Annotated in this window: 20 protein-coding genes; 6 read left to right on the top strand and 14 right to left on the bottom strand. The window is 44.9% G+C overall.

Going from position 1 to position 17,465, the window contains the following annotated elements:
* Nucleotide 1 precedes the first annotated feature (1 nt).
* From C0033_RS11220 to C0033_RS11210, 3 genes are all read right to left on the bottom strand, one after another.
* On the bottom strand, nt 2-664 hold the full coding sequence (locus C0033_RS11220; RefSeq protein ID WP_242984477.1) for an amino acid ABC transporter permease: 663 nt from the start codon (nt 662-664) through the stop codon (nt 2-4).
* Between the two features lie 120 nt (nt 665-784).
* A complete protein-coding gene (locus C0033_RS11215) occupies nt 785-1,705 on the bottom strand; it encodes an amino acid ABC transporter substrate-binding protein (protein ID WP_103227968.1) in 921 nt (306 codons plus the stop codon).
* Nucleotides 1,706-1,948: 243 nt separating this feature from the next.
* On the bottom strand, nt 1,949-3,307 hold the full coding sequence (locus C0033_RS11210) for a hypothetical protein (protein ID WP_103227967.1): 1,359 nt from the start codon (nt 3,305-3,307) through the stop codon (nt 1,949-1,951).
* Between the two features lie 312 nt (nt 3,308-3,619).
* Here C0033_RS11210 and C0033_RS11205 point away from each other — a divergent pair, with 312 nt between their 5' ends.
* The 5 genes from C0033_RS11205 to C0033_RS11185 all read left to right on the top strand — a co-directional run bounded on the left by C0033_RS11205 (nt 3,620) and on the right by C0033_RS11185 (nt 6,268).
* Entirely contained in the window at nt 3,620-4,030 is a 411-nt protein-coding gene (locus tag C0033_RS11205) for a VOC family protein (RefSeq protein ID WP_103227966.1), read from the top strand.
* 175 nt (nt 4,031-4,205) lie between these two features.
* On the top strand, nt 4,206-4,838 hold the full coding sequence (locus C0033_RS11200) for an HAD family phosphatase (protein ID WP_103227965.1): 633 nt from the start codon (nt 4,206-4,208) through the stop codon (nt 4,836-4,838).
* Between the two features lie 185 nt (nt 4,839-5,023).
* Entirely contained in the window at nt 5,024-5,500 is a 477-nt protein-coding gene (locus C0033_RS11195) for a hypothetical protein (RefSeq protein WP_103227964.1), read from the top strand.
* 102 nt (nt 5,501-5,602) lie between these two features.
* On the top strand, nt 5,603-6,016 hold the full coding sequence (locus C0033_RS11190) for a hypothetical protein (protein WP_103227963.1): 414 nt from the start codon (nt 5,603-5,605) through the stop codon (nt 6,014-6,016).
* A gap of 51 nt (nt 6,017-6,067) precedes the next feature.
* On the top strand, nt 6,068-6,268 hold the full coding sequence (locus tag C0033_RS11185) for a hypothetical protein (protein ID WP_103227962.1): 201 nt from the start codon (nt 6,068-6,070) through the stop codon (nt 6,266-6,268).
* 109 nt (nt 6,269-6,377) lie between these two features.
* On the opposite strand, the gene C0033_RS11180 is transcribed toward C0033_RS11185, so the two are convergent.
* The 11 genes from C0033_RS11180 to C0033_RS11130 all read right to left on the bottom strand — a co-directional run bounded on the left by C0033_RS11180 (nt 6,378) and on the right by C0033_RS11130 (nt 16,599).
* Entirely contained in the window at nt 6,378-6,641 is a 264-nt protein-coding gene (locus C0033_RS11180; protein ID WP_103227961.1) for a CD3324 family protein, read from the bottom strand.
* A gap of 234 nt (nt 6,642-6,875) precedes the next feature.
* Nucleotides 6,876-8,375: a 4-alpha-glucanotransferase gene (malQ, locus tag C0033_RS11175; protein WP_103227960.1), complete on the bottom strand. Its 1,500-nt coding sequence runs from the start codon at nt 8,373-8,375 to the stop codon at nt 6,876-6,878.
* Nucleotides 8,376-8,389: 14 nt separating this feature from the next.
* Nucleotides 8,390-8,809, bottom strand: coding sequence for an HIT family protein (locus C0033_RS11170; RefSeq protein ID WP_103227959.1), 420 nt, complete (start codon nt 8,807-8,809; stop codon nt 8,390-8,392).
* A gap of 51 nt (nt 8,810-8,860) precedes the next feature.
* Entirely contained in the window at nt 8,861-10,135 is a 1,275-nt protein-coding gene (locus C0033_RS11165; protein ID WP_103227958.1) for a dihydroorotase, read from the bottom strand.
* Between the two features lie 19 nt (nt 10,136-10,154).
* Nucleotides 10,155-10,850 (bottom strand): MBL fold metallo-hydrolase, encoded by a 696-nt coding sequence (locus tag C0033_RS11160; RefSeq protein ID WP_103227957.1) that lies wholly within the window; start codon nt 10,848-10,850, stop codon nt 10,155-10,157.
* Between the two features lie 27 nt (nt 10,851-10,877).
* The gene (locus C0033_RS11155; protein WP_103227956.1) at nt 10,878-11,264 is read right to left on the bottom strand and encodes a zinc ribbon domain-containing protein; all 387 of its coding nucleotides are present in this window, start codon (nt 11,262-11,264) and stop codon (nt 10,878-10,880) included.
* A gap of 244 nt (nt 11,265-11,508) precedes the next feature.
* Nucleotides 11,509-11,724: a DUF378 domain-containing protein gene (locus C0033_RS11150; RefSeq protein ID WP_103227955.1), complete on the bottom strand. Its 216-nt coding sequence runs from the start codon at nt 11,722-11,724 to the stop codon at nt 11,509-11,511.
* A 109-nt stretch (nt 11,725-11,833) separates the two neighbouring features.
* Entirely contained in the window at nt 11,834-13,342 is a 1,509-nt protein-coding gene (locus C0033_RS11145) for an AAA family ATPase (RefSeq protein WP_103227954.1), read from the bottom strand.
* A 33-nt stretch (nt 13,343-13,375) separates the two neighbouring features.
* Nucleotides 13,376-14,761, bottom strand: coding sequence for a VWA-like domain-containing protein (locus tag C0033_RS11140; protein WP_103227953.1), 1,386 nt, complete (start codon nt 14,759-14,761; stop codon nt 13,376-13,378).
* On the bottom strand, nt 14,758-15,645 hold the full coding sequence (locus C0033_RS11135; RefSeq protein ID WP_103227952.1) for a leucine-rich repeat domain-containing protein: 888 nt from the start codon (nt 15,643-15,645) through the stop codon (nt 14,758-14,760). The genes C0033_RS11140 and C0033_RS11135 overlap by 4 nt, the downstream gene beginning before the upstream one ends.
* A 240-nt stretch (nt 15,646-15,885) precedes the next feature.
* On the bottom strand, nt 15,886-16,599 hold the full coding sequence (locus C0033_RS11130; protein WP_103227951.1) for a hypothetical protein: 714 nt from the start codon (nt 16,597-16,599) through the stop codon (nt 15,886-15,888).
* A gap of 595 nt (nt 16,600-17,194) precedes the next feature.
* Between C0033_RS11130 and C0033_RS27030 the strand changes: the two genes are divergently transcribed.
* Nucleotides 17,195-17,425, top strand: a complete 231-nt coding sequence (locus C0033_RS27030) for a hypothetical protein (RefSeq protein WP_180994683.1) — start codon at nt 17,195-17,197, stop codon at nt 17,423-17,425.
* Nucleotides 17,426-17,465 lie beyond the last annotated feature (40 nt).

Below are 17,465 nucleotides of genomic sequence, written 5' to 3'. Positions count from 1 at the left end.
CCTACTGGTAATAAGACAATTTCTTTTCCGCGTATTCCATTATGCCTGCTACAATCAGGTTAAACAGATAATAAAAAAGCCCTGCCGCCACAAACGGAACAAGACTGACCTGGGAAGAGGCCAGCGACTTGGCGATCGTAAACATTTCCAATACGCTGATGGTAAAGGCCAGCGAAGTGTCCTTCACAAGCGTTATCACTTCATTGGTCACCGAAGGAAGAATTCTCTTAACCACCTGGGGCAGGATAATCCGGAAAAATGTCATCGTTTTTCCATATCCCAGCAGCTTTGCCGCCTCATACTGCCCCACCGGCATGGACTGAATACCGCTTCTGTAAATCTCGGCAAAATAAGCCGCATAATTGATCACGAATCCGATAAACGCCGCCCACAGACGGTAGCTGTTGTTAATCTTGATTCCGAACAGATAGTAAGGCCCGTAATAAACAACCATGAGCTGAAGCATCAGAGGCGTTCCCCTCATAACCGAAATATAAAATTTGACAATTGTGGATATGATCTTATTTTTAGACATGCGCCCAAATGCCACGATTAATCCAAGCGGCAGGGAAAACACCAGCGTCACCGCAAAAATCTGGATGCTCACCCACATTCCGGACACCATCTGCCCCCCTGTACTCAATAGCTGTGATGCCAACCCCATCTTCGTTCTCCTCCATTCGTGTAATTTTCATCCGGCCCTAACGCCGAAAAAAGCCGCTGCAAAATGCCGGGATCTATCATCCGTCTATTAACCGCATTCTGCAGCAGCCCGTTTTACTATTTATTTGCCAATGGTGGTAATGTCCCTGCCGAACCATTTTTCAGAAACCGATTTTAAGGTGCCGTCTTCTGCCATTGCATCGAGTTCCGCCTGAACAGCATCTCTTAAAGCCGTATTTCCCTTTTTAAAACCGATCGCATACTCTTCTTCCGACAACTGATCGTCAAGTATCACGAACTCATCGCTGTTCTTCTTTTCAAGCTGGTAACCTGCCACGATCACGTCCATGGCGATGGCATCCACCGCTCCCATCTCCAGATCGCGGAATGCCGTATTATAATCAGGTGTTGTCTGCAAGGTGCCGAATGTGGCCGCTAAATCCGGATCTTCTTTTAATGCGGCTTCTGCAGAGGAATCAGCCTGAACGGTCACGATCTTTCCGGCCAGTCCTTCCAGGTTCGTAATGCCGGAATCCTTGGTAACTACAAATACCTGGCTGTTCTTCATATACGGTTCGGACCATGTATAGCCGTCTTCTCTGCCGGTCATGGTAAATCCGTTCCAGATACAGTCAATAGTCTCTGAATTCAGCTCCATATCCTTGGAATCCCATGCAATCGGCTGGGGAACAAATTCCACGCCAAGGCGTTTTGCCACCTCTTCGGCCAGTTCCAGATCAAATCCTGTATATTCACCGTCGTCTCCTACAAATCCCATTGGCGGGAAGTCCTGGTCAAAACCTACAGTAAACGTTCCGTCTAATCCGGAATCCTGCGCTTCTTTGGCATCTGCCTGTGAAGCTTCCGTCTCTGCGGCCGCTTTTTCTGTCGTTTCGGCCATTTCAGTTGTTTCAGCCTTCGCTGATGTTTCAGCTGCCGTCGTTGTTTCAGGCGCTTTGGACTCTTCCGGTTTAGAACCGCAGGCGGTAAGGCTCAATACCATTCCCGCTGTTAATAATATACTCACTAATGATTTTTTCATATTTACCTCTCTTTTCCGCCGCTTTGGCGGCCTAAATTCATGGAGTTTGGACTGCTTTTTCCAAACTCTGCGTGGGAAGGAACTTCCCGCTGCCCTCCATCTCGTATGGGGCAGCCATACACTCATTCTCCCTGTGACTGCACTTCTTTGGCGGCAATCACGTTACCATGGTAGCATAGTAAAGTGTTCTTGTCAACTGTGGTTTGAGGAAAAGTGAGGATTAGGAGTAACTGTTCAGCCTGGTTAAGAGATAATGACCGATTCCGGAGAGGAAGCGATTTTCAAGTAGTTTTTGACGGTCTCTCTTACCAATTTGTCTGCGGTATCCCGGTTAAAGGGCATAACCCGTCCATGATAAGGGTAATATACAAGATTCGACCAAAGGACCTCGTAGCCGCCTTTGTCGTACTCTTCTGCAGTAGGCAGATAGCTGTTGCAGCCATTGGTATAACCGTTGAAAAACAGGAGAGGATCTTGGGCTGATTTTTGGATATTTAATGCAATCCGGCACATGGCTTCATTGGCAATTCCGCAGAAACATCCGTTGTTTATAATGAAATATTGTATTTCGATGTCCGACCATTGGTGTCTGATCCCATTATTATGAAGACGTTTTACTTCGTCAAGCCATCCTCTGCCGTCTATTCCCGCCTCTCTTTCAGCTTCCTCTGCAATGATTTCAGCCTGTTTTATGGATGGAACATCGGCAGTAAAGCGTTGAAATACGGATTTTGTTTTTATATATGTGACGGGTTTTACATCAGTACTGTTAATCACAGCGCTTACAGAATCGGAAATGCTGACGGCAGTCTTATACAACGCTTCCCGGCTTTGGGCCGTGTATTTTTTCCGGTACTCATCTGAGTATTTCTTATTGGCCTTTTCGGCTGCTTCATAGCAGTGGACTTCCAGGTATTCCGTATTATCCTGATGGTATCTGGGGCGGATATCGCCTGATGCGCCTTGTACCATCATCACTTTACAGTTGTATTTTTTCTCCAGGAGTTCTCTCGTCACTCCAAAATAGTCGGAAGATATGCGGTAATTGTCGCTGGAAAGGATATTTGCATGGGCGGTTACACGTAACAGGAGTAATTTAAGAGACCGGCTTCCGGCCTCTGTTACTTTTAAGATTCCTAAACGGCGGTCCATGCTGGCAGGGTCATTTCTGCGGTTTATTCCGACTTCATTTTCTCCGGTACCCCAGGCAGCAAACGCTGGGAATAAATTGGCCTTCGCCTGTTTCACACACTCCTCTGCCTGTTGGCATACGGATTCGAAGTATTCCGGCTCATTGGCTGCGTTGGGAGCGGAATGGGTGTGGGAAAAACAGAGCATTACGTGATCCCTTGGGGCAGGGAGGAGAGCGGCGGCTCTGTCCCTTAGAAGGTTGGATAACTCTACCGTGAAGCCTAAACTGTCGATTGTGATGAGGCAGGCGATGTCCTCCTTGTGCTTCCATATCATTACCTGTAGTTTCAAAGGATGAAGGATTCCTTGGGACTGATTATCGGGGCGAAAAAAGCCGGCTAGTTCTACAGGTTTTGTGGGAGTGATAAATGCTTCTGCGAAGCCCATTTGGGCGGTGTTGGGTTGATTCATATTGGGGAACCTCTTTTCTTTGTTCTTTGTTTTTTGGTTTGATATCAGGATACTGGAAATTGGAGGGATTCTCAAGATACGGATTGGGGCTGTTTTGTTTTTTATATCAGTGATTTACACCAAAGATTTACATCAAGGGTGAAGGCATTTCGCGAAATGCCTTCACCCTTGATGTAAAAAAACAGGGTTTCTCAGTCCGTGCACTATTTCCACGCCCTTGGATATGTGGTAGACTAAAGATACAGAACAATAAAATAGGAATTATTGCACCATTGACGAATAAAGCCAACAATCAAAGAGAGGATAATAATAATGAACGGACGGAATGTACGGATAGGCGCAAGCCTATTAGCAGGCGACATGGACCGTATGGTTCGGTTCTACAGAGATACTTTGGGATTTCATACAGACTGGAACGGTGGAGATTTTGCGGAATTCGAAACAGCAAGCGGGGCTCTGTCCCTATTCATGTACAGCAGAAAAGAATTTGTAAAGGCAATCGGAGAGGACTACATGCCTCCAAAGGGAATCAATCAGACGTTTGAACTTGCCCTCTGGCTGCCCAGCTTTGCCGATGTGGATAAGGAATATGAACGGTTATCAAAGCTGGGCTTACGATTTCCTACTGGAGAACCTATCACCTATCCTTTCGGCATCCGTAACTTTTATGTTGCCGACCCGGAAGGTAATTTGCTTGAAATCGGCAGTACGAATGAAACGTAATAAAAAATAGTGTTTTTACCAGCTGGTTGAGGACGCCTGCTTAACCGCAAATGCGCGTGGGTGCTGGTTTTATAAGAAGCAGGTCATGGGCCGGATGAGAAAATGGCGCCTTGTTTGGTGCCCTCTCTGACGGAGAAGACGCACCACAGGTTAAATAAATTATGTGAGGTTTTTTATGACAACAAAAACTGTTTGTTTTGACTTAGACGATACTCTAATCAGAGAAATTCATTCTGTTATGCTGCCTTGTATATTGAACGGAAAAGAGAAAGAGCACTCTGTCATACAAGAAAAAGAGGAAACAGGTGAACTTGATTACATAACTGCTGACCACCTTAGAGCGGAGCTTTTTTTAGGACTTGATGAGGCTGTAATAGCAGAACGATTTTTAGAAGTAGCCAAGCCCTTAAAAAATATTTCCGAAACAATTAATACTCTGCACAGCTACGGTATCAAATGTTTATTAATTACCGTAGGACCTTTGCAAGTGGCAAAGGTTGTGGCGTCTATATACGGATTTGATCAATATTACGGAAGCGATTATGAGGTTGTATGCGGAAAATTTACAGGTAAAATAGTTAAATACATAGAAGCAGAAAATAAAGTCAATTGCTTAAAAGATTTTTGCCGGATAAACAATATTGCTGCTTGTGACTGCATAGCAGTAGGCGATGGTTCAACAGATATACCTGTTTTCAAGTATTGCGGAAAATCTATTGCAATCAATGCTTCTGACAAAGTGAAAAGTAAGTCAACATATTCTGTTGACACTGATAATCTATTGGATATTTTGAGCTATATATTATAAGCATTTGACATAGTACGCCTTTGTAGACTTCTGGCGTTCCGTGTGTACCCGCTGAAAAAGAAAATTTGTGGTGCCCCAAATGGTGCCCGACTGCTTCAAATTCCACGAAAGAAGATTTAAGCTGTTTTTAGGCATTCAGGCAATAAAAAATAGAATTATTTTTAGAATCGAAATTGGAGGAATACATGAATGACTTAACTCATTTATATCAAAAACTATTGGAAATAGACTATAAAAATATGTATGAGATTGAATCAGATTTTTTCATGAAATTGTACTATGACTTTTCCGAAAAACAATTGCCTTGGATTACCGCTTTTTTGACAATTTCAACTTGGTTTGGAACATCGATGAGAAGCGGAGTTTGGACTTTTTATGAAGTCGGCAATATTCAAGAAATGAAAACCACTATCCAATATTTAAGAATAGGCGGAGATAATGAACTGGCAGATATTTTTGAAATGGGAATGCATGATTACCAAAATCCCAAATATGCCAAAAATTATGATTATCCGGAAGAATGGTTAGAGGAAGCAGACGAGATAGACGAGTGGATTTCAGAGCATGAAGACTTGTTGTGGAAGTGGGAATATGATATTTTAGTTATGAACAGAGACAGCATTTTGGACAGGCAGCTTCCTGTTTGCAGGGAATTGAACTAAGCGGGAAATTGGAAGTTTCCGATATTCCCATCTATAAAATTAGGCTCAATGTAGTTTAATTTGCTCCCATTAAATATAGCGCTGGCTAAGAAAGGAATTGTAATGAAAATAAATAGTAAGAAAAATTATCCATCTCATATTTTTATCTTTTTCATTATGCTTCTTTTTGCTGCCAGCTTCACTATGAATGTGTTTTTTTGTAGTAATTATAATCTATATAAATTGATAGATGAGGCAACTGTAACTGAGACGAAGGTAATTTCGGAAGATATCATTTCCAATGAAGACTGTGATGATACTGCCCATTTAAATGTTTCATTTTTGAGCGAAAATAATTCTCATACTGAAACTATAACAAATAATATATCTCCAATCTCCATAATTACAGCTATCCCAAAAGGATTCAGCATTCTTCTTTTTCTTATTATAACCTTTCTCTATTTCTTTTCGGCCTTATTTAGATTGTTGCCTGATAAATGGACGTTAATTAATCAAAAGGTACGTCTGGACGATTAAATCCACTCCTTTTCAAATCATTTCAAATATGATTGAATTGGAGGCATATGAATGAAAGAAAAGATATATAAATTATTTCTCATCTTAATGGTGAGTCTGTCTTTGGGTTCGGGGTCCCTAGCCCAAAATGAGATACGCAAGCTGCTTGAATCTCTTTCGGAAACAGGTGATGTACAGATAATTCAAGAACTTGATGAAAAAGAGAAACAAAAAGAGTCCGAAGAAATAAGAAAGAGGAAGAAATTCAGTTAAAACATGTGCGTACACACACACCATGCTATCTGTACCTTTCCCCCACCTAATAAGAGGGCCACGCTATGCCGCGGCCCTCTTGTTCATCACCACTAATAAGATGATTTTTCTACTTTCTATAAACAATCTTCCGAATCGCATGAACAGATAGATAATATCTGTCAGCCAATTCATCCAATCCCACCCCATTCCGGTATTCCTCAATGATCCTTGCATTGCGGTTTTCCAGCTCTTTCTTAAATCCGCTCTTCTCTCCCCAAGATCGGTGATGATCCGCTTTCGCCGGAATGTAGATATACCCGGCCTGGACATATTTTTGCAGTTCCTCGATCAACCGATCCGGCAGGACTGTCTTTGCATTCGTGTATTTCATGTCAGCTCACTCCTTGATTATAATAATTAATAATTCAAGCAGCAAAGCCGGCATTTTCTTACAGCGGCTTCATTTACTCCATGCAGACGCCGCTGTTTTTACCGGCCTTGCATGGAGCAAAACATTGTTGTTTTTCTTTTTGTTGACACACATGATATGATCGATGCGCATGATAACCCCCTATTTTTTACATGAAGGGTGAAGGCATTTCGCGAAATGCCTTCACCCTTTACTTTAAAAACGGCCGAACGTGTCTACCAGCCATGACAGATGTCCGATTTCGTTATCACCCAGCTGTCCCGGCTTCATCCGCCATCTCCAGTTATTTCCCACCGTCCCCGGCGTATTCATTCTGGCCCAGTTGCCTAATTTCAGCACATCCTGCACCTGGAAAAGCACCACGCTTGCCACCGAAGCATAGGCCGTAAACAGAGCCCGGTCCACCAGCTGCTCCTTATGAGCCACGCCCATATAATCCACTATGTACTGAAGCTCCCACCACTCCCTTTTGCTCTCGTTAAAATATCCCACAAGAGTCTCATTGTCATGGGTTCCTCCGTAAACAACGGAATTGGGCGAATAATTATATGGAAGGTGTTCATTGCGTCTGTCCCCGCTGAACGCGAATTCCAGAATCTTCATCCCGGGATATCCGGTTTCTTCCAGCAGTTTCTTCACATCCGGGTTAAAGACGCCCAAGTCCTCCGCAATGATCTTGGTATCCCCGATCACGCTGTCAATGGCATCCGTCAGCTTTTTCCCAGGCCCTTTCAGCCATTCTCCCGTTTTTCCATCCTTTGCCCCTCCGGGAATGGCATAATATTCCACCACTCCGATGAAATGATCGATTCTCACCACATCATACAGCCGCGCGGAGGATTTCATACGGGCTTTCCACCATGCAAATTCCTGCTTTTCGATGATTTCCCAGTTGTAAAGAGGATTTCCCCACAGCTGTCCGTCATCGGAAAATGCATCCGGCGGCACTCCGGCCACTTTTAACGGCTCCAAAGTCTCCTGATCCAACTGGAACAGTTCAGGATGGGTCCACACATCCGCGCTGTCCAGCGCCACATAGATCGGAATATCGCCGATGATGCTGATTCCCTGCTCATGGGCGTATTCCTTTAATTTGTTCCACTGTTCAAAGAATTTGTACTGCAGAAACTTCCAGTATTCCATGTCCTCAGCCAGCTCATTTGTATATCTTAAAACCGCCTCAGGCTTACGGAATTTGATATCCTCTTCCCATGCCTGCCATTCCTGATTTTCAAAATGGTATTTGCAGGCCATGTAGAGGCTGTAATCCTCCAGCCAGCTCTTTTCGTCCTGACAGAACTTCAAAAACTCTTGATCCTCACTGCATTTACTTCTGTCAAATGCCTTGCGAAGGAGAGGAAAACGGTAGTAAAAGACCGCATCATAAAGCACCTGATCCTCTTGGTTGCTCCAATGGCAGGCATTGATCTCATCCTGCGTCAGAAGCCCTTCCTCTTTCAAAGTATCGAGATCGATAAAATAAGGATTACCCGCAAAAGCTGAAAATGACTGGTATGGACTGTCGCCATAGCTGGTGGGTCCTAAAGGAAGCACCTGCCAGTACTGCTGTCTGGCCCGTTTCAAAAGATCCACGAACTCATAAGCCGCCCGCCCAAATGTTCCGATCCCGTAAGGGGATGGTAAACTTGACACCGGCATCAACAGGCCGGCGCCGCGCCGCAGCATTGTTTTCATAATACAAACTCCTTCTACAATGCAGCTCTTAATTGCTCAGCCATTGTCTCATATTCGTCGTCGGTCAGATAAACCTTATCCGGGTTCATCTGGAATGTGCCGCCCCATTCATCACCGCCGTTGTATTTCGGCACGATATGCATATGAAGATGGCATCCGGTATCCCCGTAAGCGCCATAATTCACCTTATCCGGGTTAAATACTTTGTGCACCGCTCTCGCAGCTTTTGCCACATCGTTGAAAAATGCGGCCCTCTCTTCATCGCTGATATCGATCATCTCGCTCACATGATCCTTATACGCTAAAATCACGCGTCCCGGTTTGCTCTGCTCCTTAAAAATGTACAGAAACCCGGTATCCATCTCACATACCGGATAAGCGAATTTTGCCACTAATTCTCCCTGCATACAATATGCACAATTCTGATCTTTCATTATTCTCTCCTATCCGCCGCCTAAGCGGCCTGTCATGATTTTCTAACTATTCTATTCCTGATCTTTGTATACAATACATCCGTCACAAATGGTGTATTTCACCTTGCCCTGCAGGGTTCTGCCCACAAACGGTGTGTTGGAGGATTTAGATGCAAATGTTTCCGGCACCGTCCATTCCTCATTTTCATCAAAGATCACCAGGTCCGCCGCAGCGCCTGCCCGGATGTAACCCTTGTCCAGACGGTAAAGTTTCGCCGGATTCAGGCTCATCTTTTCCATCAGCTGAAGCGTTGTGATATATCCTTTTTTCACCAGTTCGGTAATTCCGAGAGCCAGCGCCGTCTCAAGCCCTATGATTCCGCTTGGGGCCTCTGTCAGAGGTTTCGCCTTTTCTTCCGCGCTGTGAGGCGCATGATCCGTAGCAATGATATCAATGGTGCCGTCCTGGATTCCTTCCAGAATCGCCTGTCTGTCCGCTTCCGTCCTGAGAGGCGGATTCATCTTGGCTAATGCGCCATGTTCCAGCACAGCCTGTTCCGTCAGCGTGAAATGATGAGGGGTCACCTCAGCAGCCACATCGGCGCCCAGTTCCTTTGCCAGCTTAATCATCTTAACCGCATTTTTAGAGCTCATATGCTGGATGTTAACAGTTGCTTTGGTGTGAAGCGCGATCATACAGTCCCGGGCTACCAGGGAATCCTCCGCCAGAGCCGGTGAACCGGTGATGCCAAGTTTTGCGGCTGCTTCTCCCGCATTAATTCCGTTATTGACGATAAATTCCGGATCTTCTTCATGGAAGCTCAAAGGCACGTCCAGTTTTGCGGCCTCTTCCATGGCCTTTTTAACAAGCGAACCGTCCATAAGAGGGATTCCGTCATCCGTAAATCCCACGGCTCCGGCCGCTTTTAATGCAGCCATATCCGTCAGCTCTTTGCCCTTCATCCCCACGGAAACGCAGGCCGAAGTCAGCACGTGAACCGGCGCCTTTTTTCCCTCTTCGATCACATACCGGAGAGTTTCCACATTGTCCACAGGCGGTTTTGTATTGGCCATGCAGACCACGCTGGTGAATCCGCCCTTTGCCGCAGACGCCGCTCCGGTCTGGATATCCTCCTTATAGGTGAGTCCCGGATCACGGAAATGAACATGCACATCGATCAGTCCCGGCGCAACCACCATGCCAGAAGCGTCGATCACAGTATCACAGCCTTCTTCGGAAAGTCCTGCCCGCACATTGCGGATACGGTCTCCTTCAATTAAAAGGTCCATCACACTGTCCATTCCGCTTTTCGGATCGATGATCCGGCCATTTTTAATTAAAATCATCTGAATGAATCTCCTTTTCTTAGATTTCGAAACATTCTCCCTGCTCACGGATAACGGTTATCCGGTCCTTATATTCCTGGGCGCAGGGCAGTTCCTTTAACTGGTTCATCACCGTATAATCTTCCCAGAAATGCATTGGGAATACCTTTTTAGCGCCCACCTTTTTCATAAAATCGTCAACGCCTAAGTAAAACATCTGAGCCAGCCTCGGATCAAGGGGTACAAATGCCAGATCGATCTTCGTTCCCGCCATCTTGTCCAGCTCTTCATGATAATGAATGGCCATCTGCTTATTCCAGCCCTCATCTTCCCCGATCCAGGTCCAGTTATTCAAATCACCGGCATGGTAGATACAAGTCTCGTCTTCCCGGATCAAAAACGCCACGCCTTCATCCGTGGACTTATATGCCTTTACTTTAAGCCCTGCTGCCTCCAGCTCTTCTCCCGGCCCGATAAACTGGATCTTTGAAAATAATTCCTGCGGAACCCGTTTCTCCCATATATCATCTGAAATCACATATTCCGTCTTGGGATAATCCTCGGACAATTTAAAAATCTCCGGTGAAAAATGATCCTCGTGGCGGTGGCTTACAAATACCACCAACTGTTTTTCCGGATTCATCTTTGGAATATCCCCTTTAAAATAATCAAACAGCAGGTAATGCTTCTCTGTTTCCACTAAAAAAGAGCTGTGAAAAATATAAGTGACCTTCATAACTTACCTCCTTTTCCAAAACACATCTTAAAACCGGCGTCCGCATTTGGGACAAAATTCAAAGTCCTCCGCGGTCTCATATCCGCAGTTTTCACACACCTTCGCCCCTGCGGTTCCGTAATACGGTTTATTGCCCGCCTGGACTAATCTCAGATCCCGTTCCGTGATCTCGGCCTGCTCTCCCCTAAGCAGACGCTTTCCCACTTCACTGTCCAGTTCATATACCGTACCGCAGCAGGACATCTTAACATAAAACTTCTTATTCCATTTGAACAAAGGAATGAAGAAAAAGCTGAAATACATATAGGTCATGAACACCTGGTAACGGCCATAGCTGCCGCAGTGGCTGCAGATAACCGTCTTTATGTATTCAATCGCCTTTGTGCCGGAACTGATACCTCCTATAAAAATCATAATTGCCTCCATTTGCCTGAAAAACTCTGGTTCTTAGTATACCATAAAAAAGGATGGCGCACAATCTCACAGGCTTCCAGATTCCTTTTTTTACACTTGATCGGTTACTATTCACGGCTCCGGGAACCTCTGCTGTCTGGTCTGGCTCCGGCGGTTTATATGGCTTTTCCGGTTTCGGCATGATTAGAAAAAACCGGTTTCCAAGGATAGGTCCTTAAAAACCGGTTTCTACACATTTTTACAATTATACAGATGTTGAAGTCTGGCTTGCACGTCCGTAAAACGTGATAAGATACAGACCGCAAAGTCCTACCAGACCGTAGACAATTCTGGACAGCCAGGTCATGTCTCCTAACAGGAATGATACCAGGTTGAAACGGAACAGGCCTACTAAGCCCCAGTTAACAGCTCCGATAATTGCAATTGTCAATGCAGTACAATCAAGTGCTCTGTTTCCCATATATTTCTGCCTCCTTTTCATGAGCAACCCATAACGAATTATGGAGTTCATATGGCTATTATGAACCAGAATTGGAGATTTATACATATTAATAGCCCAAAGCCGGAAATTACTTCCCAATCTTATTCAATATATCCGCTTCCTGCTGGTCAAACAGCAGATTTTTATTATACTCATAATATCTCTTACAATCATAAGACTGCAGAAAATGAACGCTGTAATAGCTGGTATTCAGCTCCGTTATAAAGATTACCATCTCCTGACTTTCCCCAAATGCCGCTTCCATGAAATCAAATGCATGCTCCAGCATCTGTCCGCCGTCTTCAAACAGTTCTTCATACCGGTCGCTCTCTTCTGAAAACAGCTGCCGCAGCCGTTCCCAAGCCCCCGCCCCATCGTCCAAATGCTCTGCTCTCAGAACCTGAAGGCATCGGTCCATCCGGTCGATAACGGAAAGATATCTGTGATTTTCTTTCCTGGATAAAAGCTTGGCTGTCTTTTTCTCCCTGTGCGCCGCCTTTAATTCCTCTGTCAGCGTTTCAAACAGAGCCTGCGCTCTACCAGTTTGTCCGAGGGATTCGGCGCGTTGGTTAAATGCCTTCAGATATTTCATGAAAAGTTCCATGAACCGTTCTTTTTCCTGTATTTCATAAAACCGCTGTCCCAGCTTCGATAAAAGCAGTCCGATCACGCTCAGCCGCTCGTCAAACGGCGCCCGGGCCAGTTTATCGCACATGGATTCCCGGATCGTCCCGGAGAGAATCTCATCCACCTGATAATCATTTTGATATTTATAATAAAGTTCCAGATAATTAGCAAAATCCCTGGCTATTTTTCCATGCTGGATATACTGGAACACCACATCCCTGTCCACAAGTTTTTTAATCTTTTCATACACTTCAATCAGACGTGACAGATCTTCCCATCCTCTCGGCGTTGCAAACACAGGCCCGTCTACGGTTGTTTCAATCTGGCAAAAATACTGCTTTTTCACGCCCAGATAAGAAATTATGGCAGGATGGATATTCACCTTATAAGCATATTCCTTCCACACGTCAAAATCCGCTTCCACGTGGATCATCTTTATCCTGTCCAGAGTAACGATATCAAAATCCCTCACGGATTTATTAAATTCCGGCGGATTTCCCGCCGCAGCTATCATCCACCCTTCCGGTATGGCGTGATTTCCAAATGTCTTGCACTGCAAAAACTGAAGCATGGTCGGCGCCAGCGTTTCAGATACGCAGTTAATCTCATCAATAAATAGAATCCCTTCTTTTAACCCGGTTTTCTCGATCATATCGTAAATCGAAGCCACGATCTCGCTCATGGTATATTCGGTAACAGCATACTCCCTGCCTCCGTATGACTTTTTTTCTATCATCGGAAGGCCCACCGCGCTCTGCCTGGTGTGATGGGTTATGGTATAGGCCACCAGCCCGATCTGGCATTCCTGCGCAATCTGCTCCATAATCTGAGTCTTACCAACTCCCGGAGGCCCGATTAAAAGCACCGGACGCTGACGGATGGACGGAATGGCGTATTCTCCGTATTCATCCTTTAATAAATAAGCTTCTATGGTGTTTTTTATCTCTTCTTTTGCCCGTTTAATGTTCATAACTTCCTCTTTCTACTGCCGCTTTAGCGGCACTTAAATCTCATTCTCATTTCCAATATCGTCAATATCCAAAATCAGTTTAATCGCCCAAGCCGGAACGGAAACATCCGAATAATGATCCTGGACAAACACAAATGCCGTATCATAAACCGGCTTTTTCACCGGATAAATCCCCTGTCCGTCCGTAAAATAAATGAGTCCCCGCAGACTTTTAAACCGTCCCAAAGCCATCAGCTGATTCACATATTCAAAAGCCGGCCTGAAATCCGTTCCGCCCTGGCCTTTGACCGTAAATTCCCTTCTGTAGGCTTCCATCTCTTCCCTACTTGTTATCACCTGATCCGACTGGATCTTGTCGTCGCACTGAATGATGTGGATATTGATCTTCCTGAAATAACTTTCCGATTCACATAAAACAGAGTAGGTCTCTTCTAAAAACTTCAGCACCAACTCCCCGGAACAGGACATAGAGGTATCAATTACGATAACAAAATCCTCGATCCGGTAGATTTCCTTGGATTCCAACGGCTCGATCAACGGCATATTTCCATACAAAGAAAGGCCGTAAGTATAGAATGCGTAGTCAAAGGAATCCTCATCCACCTGAAGCTCTTCCTTCAACACCGAAAATTTCTTTAAAAACAGCTTATAATCGTACCGCTCCCTGTTTTCCACCTGAACCTGATCCATAATGCTTTTGGAATCTTCCGCTTCCTGATCTCCCAAGGATTCCATCTCGGTCTGCATCTTCTCCCGGTTGTCATTCCACTGGTTCTGCCTCTGAATCCGGCTCTCCGGCGGTGTTTCTTCCAGCCAATAGGTATGATCATCAAACCGAAATTCATTTACCAGGCTTTTATAATACTTTTCAGGCGGATTCATTTTCAAAAGCTCCTTGTAAATGCCCTCGGCCGTCAGGACTTTTAACCGTTTCCGAAACCTCAGGTAAGTCTCTCTTCTGAGGGGCGAAGGCGGAATATGGACGCATTTTTTATATAAATCATCGATTACCGATTCCATGGCAATATCACAGGCCAGATTCCAGTAATCCAGCTTATCCGGTTTGCTCGATCCTGTTTCCCCATCCTTTTCTTCCTGCTCCACAGCGCCTGCAATCAAATGCGTGTGGTACATATGGCAAAACAGACAGTGAAGAACCAGGTGCAGATATGTTCTGTTCACCAAAACGCGGCCCTTCCTGTACAAATCCAGCAAATACCCGGGATTGTAATAAATGATCCTGCCATCCGTACCCATCCCATGACACCCCGGGTCCGCCTCAAACCCAAGAGAGCTGAGAGACACATCCAAAAAGCGCATATTCAGATACAGCTCGTTTCTCGCAGTATTTAAAATCTGGACACAGAGCTCCACCTCGTTCAATTCCTGAAGCTGCCTGTGCCTGGTTGGATCGATCATAATTCAAACTTCCTTCTTCTTGGTTTCTCATCAGAGAATCTGGTGTGGCGGACATCCATCATATAACTGGTCGCCGCCGTATTTCCCGTTCTTCTGGCTTCTTCTGCCATCAAATCCGCAATTTTAATATCGTTTACATAGTTCCTTGTCAGCCATCTGAGACGCTCCATCTGACCGTCCTGAGGCCACTCTTTTCCGGCCGCAATTCTGCCGGCTGTTTCCATATGGGCCGCCAGATATTCTTCATATTCCGCCTTATGTTCCGGCATCAGCCCCAAAGGATACTGCAGACGCCCCATCACCAGTTCCGCCACCAGTTCCTCCTCTTCCTGCACTTTCACATGGGGAAACAGGGAATCATAATCGCGGAACTGGAATTCCGTATTCAAAAAGCAGTACCGGTACCGGTGTCCGCAGCCATGAGTCTGGTTTCCCGTAATCCTGGCCGGTGTATTTTCAATTGATTCTTCATAAAATTCAGGAAAAATAAGGCGTGCTTCCTGTTCTCCGCGGTATCTCACATAGAGGGTCTGCCTTAGTTCAGACAGCACCTCTTTCAGGCATGATTTTTCACCCGGTACAATTGTCACATCCATCACCCTGACACCTGTACACCCGGTAAAAACACCTGCACCGATATCATTTATAGCGCTGTAAAATGATATCGTTTCCAGATATTCGCAATTATATAAAGCATACGCTCCAATTGTCCTGATCCCGGACGGGAGCTGCAGCGTTTTTAATTTGTGGCCGGAAAGCGCATATTTTCCAAGTTCGGCAACAGTTTTTCCGTCAATGGTTTCAGGAATTGTCACGACGGTATCCTCTGTCAGGCATTTAGTGATCCTTATCCACTCTCCGGACTGTTCGTATTCAAATTCCATATCATTTTCCCTTTTCTAATGTAATCATTCGGGTGTCAAATTTTCTTTCCCAGTATACCTCAGACAAAAGGGAAACTCAAGGGAGGCTGGTGATAATAATTTATCTCTTTTCATAATTGTCCGGTACCCTCACAATTACGAGCAAAAATCCATGCGAAATCACCTGCGCGATGGGATTTTTGCCCGCTTTTCCACGCTTTATTACGGTCAGCGCAGTAAATGCGCAGACCTATGGAACAGTTATCTCTTTTCCAATCTATCGGCATATATTTTATTATCTTCCACTACTTCGCCGTCCCATTCAATCCAGATCTCGTCTCCGCCCTCAATTCCGCTTATATCCAAATCCCCATAATAAACACAGTACACGCCCGGCATTATGTCCGCTTTGGAAGATATGAGCAGATAATTTTCCTCAATCTCCTTTACGGCTGCAGTTATACTCATCCGTTCCATTCTTTCCGGTTCCTGTAACGTGAATACGGAACCATCCGTCACTCCCATTCCGATTCTGGGATCAGTAAGAGTGATCTCTGAGGATTCATCCTGTATAAATATAAACTGTTCATTATCCTCTTTGAATACATAGTGTTTAAGGCCGTCTTCTGTCTCCGCAATCAGCTTTCCATCCTTCCGCTCATACGTTCCATAATTATAATACGAGCTCAGAGCATCATAAGAAAGGCCAAAATGACCGTCCTCAAAAAGAGTAAGCGACGGCACCAGGTAGGATGCTTTATCAGTTTTCATATAATAAGTTTTGGCTACTGATTCCTGTTCTATCGATTCGTTTGTTTCAACTGCCATCGCTTTTGGGCCGGTAGTTTCTTCAATACTGGTTTCTTCAGTTTGTGTTTCCGGTGACTGTCCGATACGGGCAGTTTTTGCACAGCCGGTCAGAAGAAAGCTTACAAGGGTTACGGTTATTATCGCTGTTTTACAGTATCTTTTCATGGTTTTACCGCCTTTCCTGAACTTTTATTGAGTGGATTAATTGATCGGTTTTAAATGAATCTCTTTGTGATTAAACAATAACACATCTCATTAAATCTTGTTTTACTTTTTATTTACAATTCATTTTCCATAAAGAGAATGCGGTAAATCTTTATTTAACTGAGAAAGAAACGCCGGAAAGAAGGGGGAACCTGGGCGGGCAGCGGACATAGAGAACGACAGGGGATTCGGGTTTCGACCCTAAGTAATAACTAGGCCGCCAAGAGCGGAAAAAGGCAGCGCGGCGCCATTCACGATGAACTCTTTATGACTTCATCGTTCAAGGGCGCCTCAAACACTGATTCGGAATTCAGTATTTGTCTGCCTTTTTCCGCTCTTGCCGGCCAAGTATCACTAAGGGTCTGCACACGATCCCCTGTCGTTCTCTATGTCCGCTGCCCGCCCAGGTTCCTCCTTCTTTCCGGCTGTTGCTTGGCTAGCTGAGGAAAAAAAGATTTGCCGGATGGGAGAGTAAGTTTTTATATCAACCATTAAGGCTTTTTCAGTAATGCCTTCACCATTTAATGTAAAGGGTGAGGTCATTTTGCGAAATGACTTGACGTTTAAAGTAAAACCCGAAGGCATTTCTGAAAATCCCTTGAAGATCTATGTAAATGCGGTTCTATACAACTACCTAAGCACATCTATTGTTTTTAACCAGGCTAGCGAAAACCAGCCCGGAATCGAGATGCGGGGAAGGGAGAGGCAGTCTTTACGGGAACCCGGGCGGGGGGAGAATGAAAAAAGGACAATTGGGATCGTATGGAACCCCTTTAGTGATTCTTAGACACGCAAGTACAGAAAGAGACAGGTAGAAACTGAATTCC

Source organism: Clostridium sp. chh4-2 (assembly GCF_002899675.1).
GTDB lineage: Bacteria > Bacillota > Clostridia > Lachnospirales > Lachnospiraceae > CHH4-2.
Note: the sequence above shows the minus strand (reverse complement) of the source record. Positions and strands in the feature narration are given on the sequence as shown.

Bases quoted from the DNA above. Each gene is read 5' to 3' on its own strand.
- C0033_RS11145 (WP_103227954.1), bottom strand. From the start codon at position 13,342: ATGAACATTAAACGGGCAAAAGAAGAGATAAAAAACACCATAGAAGCT.
- C0033_RS11130 (WP_103227951.1), bottom strand. From the start codon at position 16,599: ATGAAAAGATACTGTAAAACAGCGATAATAACCGTAACCCTTGTAAGC.
- C0033_RS11220 (WP_242984477.1), bottom strand. From the start codon at position 664: ATGGGGTTGGCATCACAGCTATTGAGTACAGGGGGGCAGATGGTGTCC.
- C0033_RS11205 (WP_103227966.1), top strand. From the start codon at position 3,620: ATGAACGGACGGAATGTACGGATAGGCGCAAGCCTATTAGCAGGCGAC.
- C0033_RS11140 (WP_103227953.1), bottom strand. From the start codon at position 14,761: ATGATCGATCCAACCAGGCACAGGCAGCTTCAGGAATTGAACGAGGTG.
- C0033_RS11185 (WP_103227962.1), top strand. From the start codon at position 6,068: ATGAAAGAAAAGATATATAAATTATTTCTCATCTTAATGGTGAGTCTG.
- C0033_RS11150 (WP_103227955.1), bottom strand. From the start codon at position 11,724: ATGGGAAACAGAGCACTTGATTGTACTGCATTGACAATTGCAATTATC.
- C0033_RS11160 (WP_103227957.1), bottom strand. From the start codon at position 10,850: ATGAAGGTCACTTATATTTTTCACAGCTCTTTTTTAGTGGAAACAGAG.
- C0033_RS11190 (WP_103227963.1), top strand. From the start codon at position 5,603: ATGAAAATAAATAGTAAGAAAAATTATCCATCTCATATTTTTATCTTT.
- C0033_RS11195 (WP_103227964.1), top strand. From the start codon at position 5,024: ATGAATGACTTAACTCATTTATATCAAAAACTATTGGAAATAGACTAT.
- C0033_RS11215 (WP_103227968.1), bottom strand. From the start codon at position 1,705: ATGAAAAAATCATTAGTGAGTATATTATTAACAGCGGGAATGGTATTG.
- C0033_RS11165 (WP_103227958.1), bottom strand. From the start codon at position 10,135: ATGATTTTAATTAAAAATGGCCGGATCATCGATCCGAAAAGCGGAATG.
- C0033_RS11135 (WP_103227952.1), bottom strand. From the start codon at position 15,645: ATGGAATTTGAATACGAACAGTCCGGAGAGTGGATAAGGATCACTAAA.
- malQ (WP_103227960.1), bottom strand. From the start codon at position 8,375: ATGAAAACAATGCTGCGGCGCGGCGCCGGCCTGTTGATGCCGGTGTCA.
- C0033_RS11170 (WP_103227959.1), bottom strand. From the start codon at position 8,809: ATGAAAGATCAGAATTGTGCATATTGTATGCAGGGAGAATTAGTGGCA.
- C0033_RS11155 (WP_103227956.1), bottom strand. From the start codon at position 11,264: ATGATTTTTATAGGAGGTATCAGTTCCGGCACAAAGGCGATTGAATAC.
- C0033_RS11200 (WP_103227965.1), top strand. From the start codon at position 4,206: ATGACAACAAAAACTGTTTGTTTTGACTTAGACGATACTCTAATCAGA.
- C0033_RS11180 (WP_103227961.1), bottom strand. From the start codon at position 6,641: ATGAAATACACGAATGCAAAGACAGTCCTGCCGGATCGGTTGATCGAG.
- C0033_RS11210 (WP_103227967.1), bottom strand. From the start codon at position 3,307: ATGAATCAACCCAACACCGCCCAAATGGGCTTCGCAGAAGCATTTATC.